At 55.0% G+C, this 15,461-nt stretch carries 13 protein-coding genes and 1 pseudogene; 8 read left to right on the forward strand and 6 right to left on the reverse strand.

Translation table 11 applies throughout. The features are described from left to right. Nucleotide 1 precedes the first annotated feature (1 nt). The 5 genes and pseudogenes from HFX_RS17275 to HFX_RS17305 all read right to left on the reverse strand — a co-directional run bounded on the left by HFX_RS17275 (nucleotide 2) and on the right by HFX_RS17305 (nucleotide 6,478). Entirely contained in the window at nucleotides 2-1,225 is a 1,224-nt protein-coding gene (locus HFX_RS17275; RefSeq protein WP_004061019.1) for an ABC transporter substrate-binding protein, read from the reverse strand. A 375-nt stretch (nucleotides 1,226-1,600) separates the two neighbouring features. Beyond that, on the reverse strand, nucleotides 1,601-2,617 hold the full coding sequence (locus tag HFX_RS17280; protein WP_004061018.1) for a hypothetical protein: 1,017 nt from the start codon (nucleotides 2,615-2,617) through the stop codon (nucleotides 1,601-1,603). Nucleotides 2,618-3,486: 869 nt separating this feature from the next. Further along, nucleotides 3,487-3,807: a toprim domain-containing protein gene (locus HFX_RS17290; protein WP_137685695.1), complete on the reverse strand. Its 321-nt coding sequence runs from the start codon at nucleotides 3,805-3,807 to the stop codon at nucleotides 3,487-3,489. A 204-nt stretch (nucleotides 3,808-4,011) separates the two neighbouring features. Further along, nucleotides 4,012-5,099: pseudogene (locus HFX_RS17295) on the reverse strand (matrixin). 872 nt (nucleotides 5,100-5,971) lie between these two features. Continuing rightward, nucleotides 5,972-6,478 carry an SRPBCC family protein gene (locus tag HFX_RS17305; RefSeq protein ID WP_004061013.1) on the reverse strand — a complete coding sequence of 169 codons (507 nt, stop codon included), beginning with the start codon at nucleotides 6,476-6,478 and terminating at the stop codon, nucleotides 5,972-5,974. Between the two features lie 85 nt (nucleotides 6,479-6,563). Between HFX_RS17305 and HFX_RS17310 the strand changes: the two genes are divergently transcribed. The 4 genes from HFX_RS17310 to HFX_RS20390 all read left to right on the forward strand — a co-directional run bounded on the left by HFX_RS17310 (nucleotide 6,564) and on the right by HFX_RS20390 (nucleotide 9,715). Then, entirely contained in the window at nucleotides 6,564-7,232 is a 669-nt protein-coding gene (locus HFX_RS17310) for a helix-turn-helix domain-containing protein (RefSeq protein WP_004061012.1), read from the forward strand. 51 nt (nucleotides 7,233-7,283) lie between these two features. Continuing rightward, nucleotides 7,284-8,375, forward strand: a complete 1,092-nt coding sequence (locus tag HFX_RS17315) for a saccharopine dehydrogenase family protein (protein ID WP_004061011.1) — start codon at nucleotides 7,284-7,286, stop codon at nucleotides 8,373-8,375. A gap of 321 nt (nucleotides 8,376-8,696) precedes the next feature. Then, a complete protein-coding gene (locus HFX_RS17320; protein ID WP_014732757.1) occupies nucleotides 8,697-9,272 on the forward strand; it encodes a DUF7342 family protein in 576 nt (191 codons plus the stop codon). Then, nucleotides 9,269-9,715, forward strand: coding sequence for a hypothetical protein (locus tag HFX_RS20390; RefSeq protein ID WP_004061008.1), 447 nt, complete (start codon nucleotides 9,269-9,271; stop codon nucleotides 9,713-9,715). Before HFX_RS17320 ends, HFX_RS20390 begins: the two co-directional genes overlap by 4 nt. 238 nt (nucleotides 9,716-9,953) lie before the next feature. Here HFX_RS20390 and HFX_RS17330 read toward each other — a convergent pair whose 3' ends face one another. Beyond that, nucleotides 9,954-10,856, reverse strand: coding sequence for an ATP-binding protein (locus HFX_RS17330; RefSeq protein ID WP_004061007.1), 903 nt, complete (start codon nucleotides 10,854-10,856; stop codon nucleotides 9,954-9,956). A 1,097-nt stretch (nucleotides 10,857-11,953) separates the two neighbouring features. Here HFX_RS17330 and HFX_RS17335 point away from each other — a divergent pair. From HFX_RS17335 to HFX_RS17350, 4 genes are all read left to right on the forward strand, one after another. Beyond that, complete coding sequence (locus tag HFX_RS17335) at nucleotides 11,954-12,655, forward strand: hypothetical protein (RefSeq protein WP_049963747.1); 702 nt, start codon at nucleotides 11,954-11,956, stop codon at nucleotides 12,653-12,655. 191 nt (nucleotides 12,656-12,846) lie between these two features. Continuing rightward, nucleotides 12,847-13,467: a site-specific integrase gene (locus tag HFX_RS17340; RefSeq protein ID WP_004061005.1), complete on the forward strand. Its 621-nt coding sequence runs from the start codon at nucleotides 12,847-12,849 to the stop codon at nucleotides 13,465-13,467. A 452-nt stretch (nucleotides 13,468-13,919) separates the two neighbouring features. After that, entirely contained in the window at nucleotides 13,920-14,672 is a 753-nt protein-coding gene (locus HFX_RS17345) for a hypothetical protein (RefSeq protein ID WP_231512975.1), read from the forward strand. A 172-nt stretch (nucleotides 14,673-14,844) separates the two neighbouring features. Beyond that, nucleotides 14,845-15,444, forward strand: a complete 600-nt coding sequence (locus tag HFX_RS17350) for a hypothetical protein (RefSeq protein WP_137685694.1) — start codon at nucleotides 14,845-14,847, stop codon at nucleotides 15,442-15,444. Nucleotides 15,445-15,461 lie beyond the last annotated feature (17 nt).

Here is a 15,461-nt window from a genome sequence, read left to right on the forward strand (position 1 = left end):
GTCAGAACTCTCCGTCGATTATCGAACGCACTCGCTGTCGGTCGAACAGTTGATTCGTATCGGGAACTTCCGGGAACGACTCGGGATCGAATGTGCCGAACTCGTCGGGGTAGAGCTGCTGGGCGACCATCTCGGTCTGGAGGAGGTTGGTCAAGGGACCTTGCGACCCGAACGCACCGGGGTACACGTCGCCGTTTTGCACGGCCGTCAGCTGGCTCCCGACCGCGTGCTCTTCCATTGGCGTGACATATTGCTCGCGGAACGCGGACGGAGAGAACCCGGTCCCGTCACCAGTCGTGCCGATACCCCAGTGGACAATCAGCATCTCGGGGTCGACCTCGAGGAGGTGCTCGTAGTCGATTCTCCCGTTTTCTACGAGATCCGTGGTGAAGGCGCTTCCCACGTCCAGGTCGCGGTAGGGCTTCGTCTCGACGCCCTCCGTCTGAGTTCGCATCGGGTAGAAGGTTCCCTTGCTGGGGTTCGAAGCACTGTTGAGCAGCCCTACCGTCGGGCGCTCGCCTCGGGCTGGGAGCCGCGACTGAATCTCGCTCTGGACCTGCTGGTGGACCTCTACCAGCGCTTCGTAGCGCTCGCGCTCTTGGAAGCAGTCAGCCAGCCGCTCGAAAGCCTCATACAGCGAGTATAGCTTGTAGTCGTGCCACTCGCGACGCCGGAGGAAGTTGTTCCCGAAGAACGGGGCGACTTCCTCGCGAATCTCTTCGGTATCCGATTCGCTCCAGGACCCATCCCAGCCCGTCTTGTGCATATAGTTGGGGTCCATCAAAATGACATCAGGGTCATTCTCGTAGAAGATCTCCTTATCCCAGTTGGTCGCCGATAGCGTGGCGGTCTCGGACTCCGGCGGGACGTCAAGACCGAACGGGTCGAACATGAACCCAGGGATCATGTTCGTCGCCGTCAGGAACCCATCGCGCTGCCCGAGCGCGAACGCCATGTCCGCCCACTCCCCGTTGTTGACGATATAGGTCTCTGGGACCTCGTCGAATTCGACACAGCCGACCGGCTCAATGCACGCCTCGTAGGTCGTAAGAGTGGCTGTCTCCGTAGCTGTCGCGGTGTCGGTGGGGGTCTCGTCGGCGGTAGACGTCGACTGGCTACCCTCGCCAGTGCAACCGGCGAGGAGACCACCGCCGATGGCTGCGCCGCTATACTTGACGTACTCTCGCCGTGTTGGTCCCTTGCGTTCCGTGGCGTCGTCTGCCATATGTTTTAGGCTACCCTAAAAATTTAAAAAACCTCCGGTGTTTAGGCGACCCTAAATCAGTCCCCAGGCTACTCTCTCGGGTCAGCCGCCTGCTCGCCGAACTCCCGGGAAGGTCGTCTATCTCCCGGCCTGTACCCCCAGAGGTTCGCCTACAGGCTGTCGGCGGCGAGCAGTTCCTGGTCTTAGAGATGCACACAACCGCGAAGACGGCCATCTCCGACAGCGCGAGCCGGCCCTTCTCGACGGACATACCTAACGACGTGGCGGTGCTCTCGCCGCGTCGGTGTCTTGTGCCCGGTGGCGTCGTCTGCCATGCATTTTAGGCACGCCTAATAATATAAGAAACTTCTCACTTTTAAGCCAAAATTCTGATGGCTACTGTGGGGCCCCACAACGCGGACACATCGGTGGCCTGCCGTCCGGCAAGTCGAGTCCACAGTGTGGACACTCGTTGTCGCCGTCAGGGGCTGTAATCTCCCCGGCGATATCGGCTGTCCCGCTACGAATCGATTCGACAGTCCCGAGACCTTCTGGAGCCGCTCCAGAGTGGTGACAGTCTTGGGACACTCGTCGAGCGAACCGCACGCGGTCGGCTAGGAATGACGGCATTTCGTCGTCCACCGAATCGATTCGGTCGAGATCAGGGACCGTATCGACCCCCACGTCCGACCGCGCTAGCATAGCGAACGCTTCCGCCGTCCGCCCCTGAACGTATGGACTCTCGTCGGTCAGCCGATTCCCGAGCGCATCCGCTGCCTCGGATAACCGCTCCGTGTGCTCACAGCCAATGACCACGAGAGCCGTGCAGATGTGATACCGGACGAGTTCGCTCTCGTCATCGAGATGCTCTGCCAGTGACGTGACCTGATGCCGGAGCCGGTCCGGATTACCCAGTGCGACGTACTCTATGGCCTTGGCCAGTTTCTCCTTGACTTCGGGTTCATCGAACGACAGCCCGACCCGGAGGTCCGCCAGTATCTCCGGCTCACTGACCTCCTTGGGGTGTTCGAGCGCGACGTATCCCAGTGTTTCGGCACTGCGAGCTCGAACGTAGTAGAACTCTTCATTGTCGGCGAGGCGAGCCGCGAGTGATTCAACGACTGGTAGGACGACACCAGGCTCCGACTGCGCTAGCGTGACGAACAACTTGGCGGTCGTCAGTCTGACTGCCCGGTCATCGTCGTTTAGGAACGTCGCGAGTGCAACGGCGAGTCCGTCGAAAGAACTCTGGCACTCCTCGGCCAAGCCCCGAAGCGCCCGCAGGACACGCTTGCGTGCGTCGGCGTCGGCCGCGTTGAGTCGGTCTAGACACGCCACTGCCTCCTCGTGGTCCTCACCAGCAACGAGGTTAATCAGGCGGTCGGGTGACGGCGGCTGGCCAGAGTCGGTCATCAGGACGTTCGGTACGTATCCGTATGCTGCCGTTAGTAATTATAATCCGGTGGTTCGGAAACTCGTTCAGTGGCCGGAACCAAACGCCGTCCGATGAGTGGAACGGCAACTACGAGTACTACAGCCTGTGGGAGCAGTTCGAGAAGGTCGCCCGCGTGTTCCAAGAGACGGAGCGTACGAGGCGCTGGCCAACGTCCGTGCCGACGTACGACGACGGACCGTACCCCGAGTTCACAGCCGACCACCGCTCATACACATACAGAACCGCTGAAAAGGTAGGTTACCGGCGTGAGCCGATGACCTCCAATGAAAGCAATCTAGAGTTACGCTTCACCCAATAAAAAAATTATCGCGCCCGCTACTCGCTACCTTCGCAGCCCATATCTTGTAGATTCTTGAACATCTCGGGAGAGCGTTCACTGAGGATCTCAACATCGACTTTCAGTGTTTCGTAATTCGGCGTCAGGATTCTCCGGACGCTTGGGCGTGAGCTCCGAACCGCCCAGGGGGTTCGCCGGGATAGTGCCAACAGTCGGGCTCTAGCGGCTGTGAGTAGTATGACCAACCCCGAACGCAATTCCAAACCAGTGGAGACGGGTTGTTCGCGACATTCCGCGCTGGGCCAGTACGCCAATCGTGATTATCGCACGCCGTTGCGCTGTGTTCCGGTGTTAATCGTCTTCAAACTCCGGTAAGTTCGCCTCGTAGTCCTGAACTCCGAGCTCTTTGAGGTATCTGTACACGTCGTCGATTGTCCGGTCATCGCTCGCTTCCTAGCGCCGACGTCGCCGACGAGGTCTGTGGGCCGGTTCGAGCACGACTGGAACGAGACAATAATCGATGCGAACGACCGCTGAGTTCCTGTCTGCCTACCACTGGTGCCGAAAGAGATTGTTCAGCGACTCGATGTCCCGACGGTCGTATGGCGTCAACAGCGCGCCGACCTTACGTCGCCACTCGGGACTGACCTGTGAGTCGGCCAGCAGTTCACGCAACCGCGCGTTCAGCTTTCGGCCTGCCGGGTCGAAGTCGGTGAGAATAACGACCTCCTCCTCGTCGATTTGGGTCGCAAACGGGACCAACCGCCCAGCCTCTGAACAGGTGTAGATTCGTTTCTCGAAACCCGCGGCTCGAAGCCCACGCCGGTCGTTCTGTCCCTCGACGATGGCGGCGTCGACGGCTCGGCTCATCTCTTGAATCAGCTCGAGAAGGTCCTGCCGCCACGCTGCTTGCTCTCGGTACGGCACAACAAGTAGAGTAGGGGTTGAACACCCGAGTACTTCACGGTGGGACCCGAGACAGAATCAATCGTTCTGTCTGCTTGTAGTTCACAGAGCACGATAGTATCGCCGACGTGACGGACGCCCCTTCCTATGAGGACTCAGTCCACTCGGTCACTCCCACCACTCACTCCGTCGGTCACTGTACGTGGCGTTTCTGAATGGTTCGGGCTTGTCTTCGTCGTCCTCGGCACCCAGATAGTGGGCCGTCCAGTAGCCCACATGCCAGCCGACGGCGTCGGAGTCAAGGTCGACGAGGACGATGCCGAGGGTGTCGTACGTCTCTAGCGCTTTGTCTCCGTCGGGGTCGTACCCACTGGCGGCGGCAAAGGAATCCGCACCCGCGGCGCACGGCGAGGTCTCGCCGAAGGAGACGTGGAGGCGGATATCCGCCTTCTCGGGGTCGTCTACGTAGGTGAACGTGAGGTTGTCGGGCATTCCGGGTGCGTCGTCGTCATAGTAGTCGAAGGCGTGGTGAACCTGCTCGCGGGCCGCATCCGGGTCGGCCGCTCCACTATCGTTCATGTAGACGGTGAAGTGCGAGTCAGCCCATGGAAACGCCTTCTCGGTGGCGTTGGTTCGCGGAAGCGTGTAGACCATTCCCGTCGCATCCATGAGTTCGGCCGGCTCGTCGCCGTGGGCGAGACCGAGTGTGTGTCCCAGTTCGTGTTCGATGATTTCAGCTGTCGAGTCGTCGCTGAACCCGGTCCGAATGTGGGCAGTCATCGGCCGGTCGATTTGACGTTCGTCCGTGATGTAGGGTGCACAGCCGACGGCGTCGACCTGCCCGCTACACTCCGGGATGTCGTCCGAAAAGCGGACGACGAGGTCCGGATTCCGCGCGTCCGCGTCGACCTCGTAGTCGATTTCGGAGCCGAGATAGCGCGCGTCGTTCGCCTCCCAGAACGTCGTCGCCTCGTTCACCAGCGAGGTGTAGTTACGGCCGTCGTCAGGGGTTTCTAGGGCGATAACAACCGGTTCGGACCCCCACGGCCCGGACTGCTCCACTGCGTCATCGGTTGGTTCGGACTCCCCTTCTTCGACGTAGACAGGGTTGTCCTCGTCGTGGATATCGAATTCGAAGCCGTCCCCATCATCTTCGTCATCGTCGGTGTGGTCAGCCCTGTCTTCATCATCGAACTCGAAGCCGTCCTCATCATCTTCGTCGTCATCGGCAGGGTCGTCCTCGTCACCCTCGTCATCAAACTCGAAGCTATCCTCGTGGTCGTCCTCGCCACCCTCGTCATCGAACTCGAAGTTATCCTTGTGGTCGTCCTCGTCACCTTCATCATCGAATTCGAAGCTATCCTCGTGGTCGTCCTCGTCACCCTCATCATCGAATTCGAAGCTATCCTCGTGGTCGTCCTCGCCCCCCTCGTCATCGAACTCGAAGCTATCCTCGTGGTCGTCCTCGTCACCCTCATCATCGAACTCGAAGTTATCCTCATCATCTTCGTCGTCATCGATGTAGTTAGCCTCGTCTTCGTCACCGAATTCGAAGCCGTCGTCCTCTTTATCATCGACGTGATCATCGTCATCCACGACACAATCGTCTTCACCCTCTCCGTCATCGTGCGTCGAATTGTCAATCGCGGCGACTCTCTCGCCGTCATCGATACTACGTCCCTCCTCTGCGAGTCCTGCTCCGAGTAGCTGGTCGGCCCCGAGGGTCGATTCAGTCGGAACCGTCTCTGTGGCCGTCACTGACGGTGGAACGCTTCCGAGAACAGTGGCTACGACGATGAATATGACGACGAGCGTAAACTGCTGATGTCGGGTCATAAAACGCGCTGAACTAGAGGACTGGGTTCAGAAGAACAATGTACGTCGATACAGATAAGTGCGAGATAACTTATGAGCCAGAGCGTTAAGCACCGCTCACATCGTGAATAATCGAACAGCGACTTACACCACCGTAATCAAGTCATTGCACACTCGACCGACCGCTGTCGTGCGGTTGGATGTGTCACCAGTTGCAAACGCTACTATAGGACCGCTTGGCGAGGCGGCCCACGTTCCAGACGAGAATCCGTCGTCTGTCCCCGTCAGACTCACGTCCACCGATGACTGACCGTCAGCTCTCGGCGTCGGTCTCGACTACATTCTTGAAGTATTCAAGCTCAACGAGTGTGTGTTGGTAAACCTCATTTTCGAGATCAACGGCAGCCGTCAACGCCTTTTCGGCTACTTTGCCCAGTACTGTCGGTGGAACGCGAGCCCAGACACGATGCGAGAGATGGGTCTGTCCGCCTCTCGGGTCGAGCACCACGGTTCCGCCTTCTTCGACAGTGAATGTGAACGGAAGCAGGGGCAGTGTATAGGTGCAAGTACCAATCCAACTGAATCGTTGTTCTTCGACGACGTCACGGAGCTCAGCGTTGATCATGCCTTTGATCGGGCCAACATACTCACGCTGGTAAAATCGGAGGCCATCGCGAAGCGGCTTTTTTGGGTCCATGACGACCCACATCCCGTCGTGGTCAGGGTTAGAGCGTTCCCAGCGAGTTTCGAATTCCTCCAGATACGGCCACACGGTCGCCGGTGACGCATCAATCTGGACCGCGGCGCTTGTTTCGATCATGTATTACCAGTCCGGGTCGGTGTGATTGACGCTATACCCGAGTATACTCGGGGAGTTCTTGAGCTGCGCCTGCAAATGGAACGCCATGCGCTATGCGTCCGGGGTGCTCATCTGGAATGACGGGCAACTCCACCCACTGGAGACCGCTATCGAAGCCTGTCCTGCCGTGACGATCGACACGAGCTATCAAATCAGCAGAGTCGGTGACCGGCTGGTTGAACTGTGCGAGTTTTCGGGCGATATGGCTCGGCTCGAACAGCTCCTCGAATGCGAAGGCTCCGTCCACGACTTCGCGGTCACGCGAGAAACCGGCCTCGCGTACGTCGAATACAGCCAATCGCCGTCCATGGAGCTGCTGTTCGACATCCTCGTTGCGTACTCGCTCGTTCTCGTGCCGCCTCTTGTGTACACAGACGACTACACAGATCGTGGCGTTCGCCTCACGGTCGTTGGGACTGAATCTGCGATCACATGTATTACAGCTGACCTTCCCCCCGAGGTCGACATCTATCCGGAGTCCCTTGGTGAGTACGTCCCCAAACGCGGCCAGCTTGTGGACCTACTCACCGAACGGCAACGAACGGTGTTCGAGGCTGCCGTCGAACTGGGCTACTACGAGGTCCCACGGGAAGCGACACACGAGGAGATTGCGGCGGCGGTCGGACGTGCTCCAGCGACGGTCTCGGAGCAACTCCAGCGAATCGAAGCGAATCTGCTGCCGCGCTACCTCGACACGGAGTTTGGACGTATATGACCCGAGTATACTCGGAGGTGGCTATACTGTCACCCGTCACGGAGCCTCCGTATGGCCCGTCCTGACGCAGCTGTGCTCGTCGTCGGTGGCTACGGCACGATTGGCCGGACTGTCTGTACGGAGCTCGCCGACCGGACACAGGGGGAAATACTCGCTGCTGGTCGCTCGCAGAAAAATGCCCGCCGATTTGCCAGTTCGGTCGCTGGCGTCGAGCCCCGCACGTTTGATGTAAGCGACAGTGCGGGATATGCGGACGCGCTCGCTGACGTGGGGACGGTGGTCATGTGTCTGGATCAAGACACGCCACAGTTCGCGAAAGCCTGTCTCGAGCGCGGCATCGATTACGTCGATATCTCGCCGACGGACGCGCTTCTCCGGGCTATCGAGTCGTTCGACGATCTCGCTCGGGAACGAGGCGCGACGGCCGTACTCAGTGTCGGACTGTCTCCCGGACTGACGAACCTCTTCGTTGCTGAAGCAACCGCAGAACTCGATACAGTCGACCGAGCGGACATCACCCTACTGCTGGGTATTGGTGACGCGTTCGGCCCAGATACGGTTAAATGGACAATCGAGGACGCACTTGGGGACTTCTCGGTGCGGCGTGACGGCGAGTCGACTTCAGTGACTGGCCTCACCGATCCCCGGGTGGTCGAGATTCCTGGCTGGGGGCGGCGCCGAGCGTATCGGGCAAATCTCGCAGATCAGCACGTGCTTGCCCGGACGACGGCCATCCCGACAATCGAGAGTCGACTGTGTTACGACTCTCGCATCGTCACTCGCTATCTGGCAGTATTACGCCGCACCGGACTGTACCAGCCGGTCGTGTCGGCGCTCGGTGTCGATGAAATCGTCAGGCTGACCGATGCAATCCCGTTTGGGTCCAACGAGTCGGTAATCAACGTCGAGGTTAGCGGTCGGGTCAACGGCCGAGCAACGCGAATCAAGCGGTGGGTTCGGGGACCTGATCAAGCCCGTGCGACTGCAATCGTCACTGCTCGAGTCGTAGAGGCGGTGGGGCCGCCACAACCGGCGGGTGTCCACCACATACAGGAGCTGTTCAAGAGCTCACCGTTCTGTGATGTCTTGGTCACGGCCGGGTATAGCGTCGGGCGTGCAGAACAGTGGGAAGAGCCGTCGTAGTGGGGAAATCCATTGCCACGACGGCATCGGACTCGGTCGGTGAGAACGAAGTCGGCCGCGTGGAGTTTGAATATCGTCACGTCGTCACCGGGTATGGCGGGAAGACAGACATTCATAGGCTGTTTCGGTTCGCCGGACACTGTCTGATTCTGTGCAACGAGGGGTCATGAGTGAGTACTGCGATACTCTTACTAGTTAACTGACCTAACCAACGTTACTGCGACTCTGGGCTCTATGTTGGTTAATCTATTCTACTCCAATCATGTAGACGGAATATTCCGTGCTAGCAAGGTTTATTCCTATGAACCACGTGGTATGGGTATGGAAGAACCGCACTCTGAACTCCAGGCTGATGCCGAGGAGCGAACGAACTCACCAGATTTCGATGCTCTGTCCCCTCCGGAGGAACTTGTTCGTGGGGGCCGAACGCGAGACGATTTTTTTGATGCTGTGCTTGGGCTTGACAGTCCAGCTACCGTTGGGGACATCGCCGACCTCGCAGGCCACGGTGTCGATGCCGCGAGAGAGTACTTAGAGTGGTTCGAACGAATGGGAATCGTGACACAGATTACCGAGTCGCCAGCGACGTATGAACGCAACCAGTCGTACTTGAACTGGCGACGGGTCCAGACGCTCCGAGACGACTACACGACAGCAGAACTCCTTGAGTTCCTGAAGACGGAAACAACACGTGCAGAAGATTTGGCTGAGGAGTTTGCTGTCGCGTCGCCGGCAGCGGTCTCTCTCTCGAAGCACGCTGCCGCCACTGAACAATCGATAGAAGATGTTTGGGAAGCTGTTTCCGCGTGGAAAACGGCTCAACGTCGGATAAAGCTCCTTGAACGGGCGTTAGCGAGCGAGTCGGGTGGTGCAACCGACCAACGAACAGCGGTATGACAGGCCAGGATGAGAGTACTGCGTCTGAGTCGGTCTCCGGCGCTCCAATTGATTTTGACCGCCTGGGCATTATTCGAAATCGGTTTACTACCGACGAGCGGTTCACTCAGGTAGTTGATCAACCTGAATTCGCCCCTGAACGGCTGGTTTGCGTGTATGATGGGCGGTTCTACCCATCGAGTGTTCAAAACGCTCGTTTAGAGCTCGTCTGGTTCGAGAACGGCGACTTCTCGCTACACTACCACGAAGACCACGATGAAGGAACGTTCGATCACCGATGGGACCGCCACCCGTCGGACCACAACACTCGCGACCACATCCATCCTGGGCCAGATGCACCAACCCATGGGGACGATACATCCCACCCCAGCGATTGGCGTGACGTCCTCTCAATGGCACTCACTGAAATTGAAACCCGCCAGCGTGCATTTTGGGAGGGCTGATTCTGAATATCGCGTCTACAGCACGACAGTGAGTTTGTCCAGATAGCCTCGCTTAGGTGGAAAAGTGGTGGTGTGGCTGTTGACGACCAATTCGAAGATGTTCTATGACCGCTTGTACTATCTATTAGGTCGGTACTCTTGACCGACTTCCGAGAGTCGGGTTATTTCGGAACCAAGTCAGATCCCCACATTGCCAAAATAAAGACGTACTCTGATGACCTCAACTAGCAGCTCCCTCTCACGGGAATTCCAGTTGAGTCTTCTTTTTGACATCTCTCAATTTGGAGTCTAGACGACAGCTAAGATCAAAAATTTTGACTTGGGTTACTTTGTTCAATTCACTATAACTGTCATGTTCGACACGACCCATATTTCTACAGCCTTCATCAAATTCGCGTTTCGCCGAGCTTATTTCATCCAATATTCCCATCACTTCAATAATATCTTCTTGAATATTTTCATCGCTAAAGAGGTGGGTGTTCTGTCGAAGAGCCCCCCTTAGTGATTGTTCGTCAACTGCCTCAAGAGGCGGAATGTGATCCCGGTTTGGTACCTCCTCTATATTCTCTTCAAATGAATTCACAAACCGAGAGATCTCAAACTCTAGTTGCCGGACTGCCTGTTGGCGACGATCTGCCTCAACGAACATCGACTCTAACTGCTCTCGACTCATCGGCTGCTTCTGGTCGTTGACGCGGACAAAATAGGACGAATCAGATGCCTTGACTGGCTTACGCGAGGCCTCAAAGACACGAACTGCAAGCGCTATTCTGTCGGTATTCTCGCTCGGGGGGATGAGTGGGTCGGAGACATAGATTTCTACAACTGGCGTTGTATCCTTAATATATTGATTGACTGTTCGTCTGACCTCATGTTCCGGTGGTTCAAACGGCGCTGGATCAATCGAATCAGCCATACCAAAAACAAGAATCCCACCACATCCATTGGCAAATGCAGTGAACTCTCGTTCAAGGTTTCTTCGCCACTTTTGTTTTGACTTATCTGAATTTTCTCCAGTAGGATACGATAGATGCTTCTTGTATTCCAAGTAGGTACTCTCTGGGACGTCGTTGTCAGCTAGGAACTCAATCGTATCCCAAGTCCAATCCTTAACGTCGGACGGATACAGCTGGTCTTCCATAGAAAAGAGTGTTTTCAGAGACAAATAAAATGATAGACCAGATGTCAAGTGTACTGAGTAGTAGGGGGAACCGTCTTCACAACCAAACACTCAGTAGTTCTGAGAATCACCTAGTTTCGGATAGGTGACTAATTATTCTGTGCTAGTTCGGTTGGAACTACTGTATGGGTGCAATTTGCGTGTCCTGGAACGGTGACTCCGTCGTTCCAGTTGCCTTGTCTCTGCTGAGAATACAGCGCTCGGAGGAGCTCCGAGGTTGCATGTTTTCCCCCCGCCAACTGCTGGGTACAATCTGAAGTCGTGTCTTCTCGAGGAGAGCGCGGGACAAAACACTCTGAGTCTCCTCGCTCTTCGAGAATCTCCATTACTGATTGGTTATAAAACCGACTCAGTTGCGACCGTATCAACCGTTCTTTCCACTGGCTGTTGAATACGTGATTGTTCCCCATATGAAGTGAGTTACTGGGTGGGAGCTCTGATGAGACACGTTGCTCAGCGGTTGCATGGTCGATCTCTCCTTTAACAAGCTCCGACAGTATCGTCCTGAAGTCTTCTTTTCGTGTACCTCCCTCGAGGCACTTTCCTATGATTGGTTCATCAGCTATCAACTCCAGAGCATGCAGCCTAATCTCACCGTTGTTGGAGAGTGCTTTTGGGATTTCGTCGTAGTGTTGTGCCCATTCTGTCATGATTCCACACATAATAATGTCTATACGATAACAAATATCTATCCCCGAATCAGACATTTTGTGCTCAGGCAAGAGCGACAAAGTGCCGAATGCACCCTAGTGAGCAGTTCCGAGAATCTGGTTTTCTCTTTTCGGAACCGAGAGCCAAAGAGAGTTGGCCGTGGTATGCTCCGAGCATTCATATTTGAGCAGTGTCCGCATCTGTACGTGGTTAGAAAGTCTTCACTACTGCTAGCTGTTTCTGCCTTGTGCTCCCCAGCACTGCTGTTCTGGTCTGAGACCTCAGGGAAGACAAATCTAGTAAATCACACACCCCCGTACGATCTCCCAGCATTTGCTCAAATCGTAGGCGCACTCGGGAGCCTAGTGCTGTCCGCTGGTTTGGTGTATCTCTATCGGCGCCAAACAATGATTCTGAACGAAGAAAAAAAGCAAACAGAATTCCAGTCGAAGGCCCTGTTACGTATCGAGGATTTACAAGTTATTCCAGCCGAGAAGGTTAGCGAATACGCGACTAATAATGGCTTGGATACTTGGCCCCATCTTTTACATGCAGATCTGGTTGAAGTCACCCTGTCAAATTTTGGTCGGGCACCGGCTGAAGAACTCAGAGTAGAAGCAATGCTAAATGGGAACAAGATCGGTTGGGAATCGCAGGGACCTTTAATTCAGGGGGAATGGAAAACTGCGCTGAAAAAGATGACTGGACCTCGTATGGATGCGATCCGCTTGAATGACCAGGGCGGTGTAATAGGAACGAACGAACGAGAGAAAGTTTACACCACTTCGCTCCATGCGGTGACCGACGAGATCGAAGAGCAGCTGGGTGATGATGTGTGCATAAATGAAACTATGGGTGACAATCCTCCAGGATTTCTCTCAGCTTCCGAGCTTCTGTGGATATTTCAAGATTCTGGCGAGTCTGAAATCGACGCGGGAGTTCGATTGTGGTACAAAGATGGACTGGGTGATCGAAGACCGATAAGACTTGGATACACAACCGTCGAGTCGAAGAATATCACCGACTTCCATTCAGTTATCTTTAATGCGAGGCCTATGATGCCAGATGACGTTCCTGAAGAAAACAAATGGTGGGAAAAATCCGAATAGACCTTTGATTCTCCTCCCCGAGTCCTGCAGATCCGACTAGCAGATGGCTATTCTATACGCTTCCGAGAATACCCCATTCTCGTAACCTCCGGCGCGTCGAAGTCACCAAATCGGCCTGTTTTCACCCGAGATCGACCCGACCCAACTAGCTAAGGTTCCGGAAAACAGAGCTACCTACCAGAACCGGAACCATGCAGGCACGCCCATATCCATCGAAGTCAGGAAAGCGACTGTGGCTCTCTCGTGATGAGCAGGCCAAACTGCTCTCACTCGTCGAGGACGAATACCCGCGTCGACGCATCGCCCTTGACCTCGCACTCCACGGTCTCCGCAGCGACGAAGTCCGGAACGTCGAGCCGCGACACTTCCAGCCGCTCGACGACAACGGGAAGTGGCGACTCACGATTCCCGACGGGAAGACCGGCACGCGGGACACGCCGGTCTCGCGGAGTCTCCGCGAGCGCGTGAAGTATCTGAAGTCAGCAGCGCGACTGCGCGTCGACGAGCCGGTCATCGACGTATCCACTCGGTCGCTGCGAGACTGGATTGTCGAGGCGCGCGAGCAGTTGGCTGACGACTTGGACGACGACCGCTGGCACGACCTCGGGATGCACGACCTTCGACGAACGTGGGCGACGGACACGTTCTACTCACTCGCGTTCGAGGGCGTTCCGATTGCCGAGGAGTTGACCATGGCGTGGGGCGGGTGGGCGATGACCGACTCGGGACGTGAGACGTTCCGGCGGAACTACCTCGGTCCTGTGCCGGACCACGTGACTTCGAGGGCGATGGCTCACCTCGATTTCCGGTAAAGAGTAGCCGATTCGACGAACTAGCGGCGGACTTAGAATTTCTTGAAGAACATCGTCCGGACCTCCTCGACGACCTTCGAGAGTACGATGAGGTGAAGCGGCTGATTTGTGACTCGTAGGTCAAGTTTATGTGCGAGTAAGCTCAATTATTACCCGTGTCCGTCGGGGTTGCTACTTTCGCAACCTCCTTCCAATTTTGATGAGAGAAATCTTTCCATTGAGTGCAGTTGGCCGACGGATACGTTCTACTCACTCGGCTCTGTTGAAATCCTCAGAACCTGACACAATCCGTGTGATACAGACAGAGGGTGTGTTCAGTAACTATACAGCGTGTGTCGGGGGAATCCGGGACCAGCTAAAATGGGTTGATGTGTAGATGGCTTGGTTGAGAGATATGAGATTGCTCAGAAGCGTTCACAAAAGTTAGTTGTGGTTGAATCATGTATTTGGAAATGAGCGACTCACAACACACTGATTACTCTGAGAAAGACTGGTTCAAACAAGCCGACGGAACTGCTACCGTCTGGAGATACATAGACTTCTCTCAGTATGTGAATCTCCTCACAACGGGCAAGACTTGGTTCAGCAGAGTAGATCAGTTTGATGACCCACGTGAGGGGATGCCGTCAACAAAGACTCTTGCTAATTCGGGCGAAAATAACGGTATTCTTACGCAGAAGTTTGAAGACATTCAGCAGTGGGTATATGCTAGTTGTTGGCATCAAAATCCCGTCCAGTCAGACGGTATGTGGAAGCTCTACTTGAGCAGCGACACAGGCGTTGCTATTCAGTCCACAGTAGACGATCTTCGGGCTGCGTTTACGACAGATCATGATCTGTTTTTCACGAGAGTGAATTATATCGACTGGGACGATGATGTGGTCCCGCTGAGTCCAGTTATCGCACCCTCCTTGCATAAGAGAAAGTGCTTCCAGCACGAGAGGGAGTTTCGCGTAGTTCTTCGACATAAAAAATGGAGACCTGAACCGTACCACCCTTACGAGAAACCAATTACTGACGCTGGACTCCCAGTCACCACCTCATTAGACGACCTAATCGAAAGGGTGTATACTGCCCCAAAGGCAGACAGGTGGTTCCATAGTACTGTTGAGGAAATCACGGAGGAGTATGTCAATGCTCCCGTGCTGAGGTCAGATTTATATGAGGATGTTGGAACTGGGAGGGATAGGCCTCTGTCCAACTGAGTACGCTATAATTTAGGTTGATAGCTACTACCTTCGGTTCACATGCAAGATACGCGCGCTGTATTCACCTATGAGCAACCCCGTTGGTCTCCATGTGAGGATCGGTTAACAGCACCGAAATCCACCATGTGAGGAGCAAACAAATAACCAGAGCGAATATTATATGTATGGTATGAAACCAAGTTACCAAATTGTTCCTGTAATACAGACTCCTGAGATTGATCCAGGAGGGCCAGTAAAAATTAGTATATTTATCAGCGGCTTTGGTGATGTAGATAAAAACAAACTCTATGTGAACCACTATCACGAAGAGATCATTGATGAAGAGAACCCAGGTACGCTACGGTACTGTATACATGATGCTCACGACAAGGAATCAGGTGAGTATTCACAGCCTGCTTCCGGTGAGGACTACCTCTGTACTCACCAACTAGACGCAGTTAGCGTGTATCTTAACCTCGCAAAGTCATATTTTGTTGGTGATAGTCGGAATTTGCATAGCGAACGAGCATTACCTCACTCAGTCGCCGAACAGACTCATGATCAGCTCGCACCTCTTGAATATGAATTAAATACTAAAGACGATGCGCGACCGGGAAACTACGATATCACGTTCTCGTTGTCTTATACGTACGAAGACATGGCCATGCAAGATACTCAAACCGTCGTGGTTCACGTGAATAATTGGAAAGAAGCCCATCAAACAAAGCTTGAAATTGTCGGGACTATCCTTGCTCTTGGGATCTTGCTTGTTTCGGCGGGAATATTCTGAACAGATTTTCAGCCGTA

Origin of the sequence: Haloferax mediterranei ATCC 33500 (assembly GCF_000306765.2) — an archaeon.
GTDB classification, from domain to species: domain Archaea; phylum Halobacteriota; class Halobacteria; order Halobacteriales; family Haloferacaceae; genus Haloferax; species Haloferax mediterranei.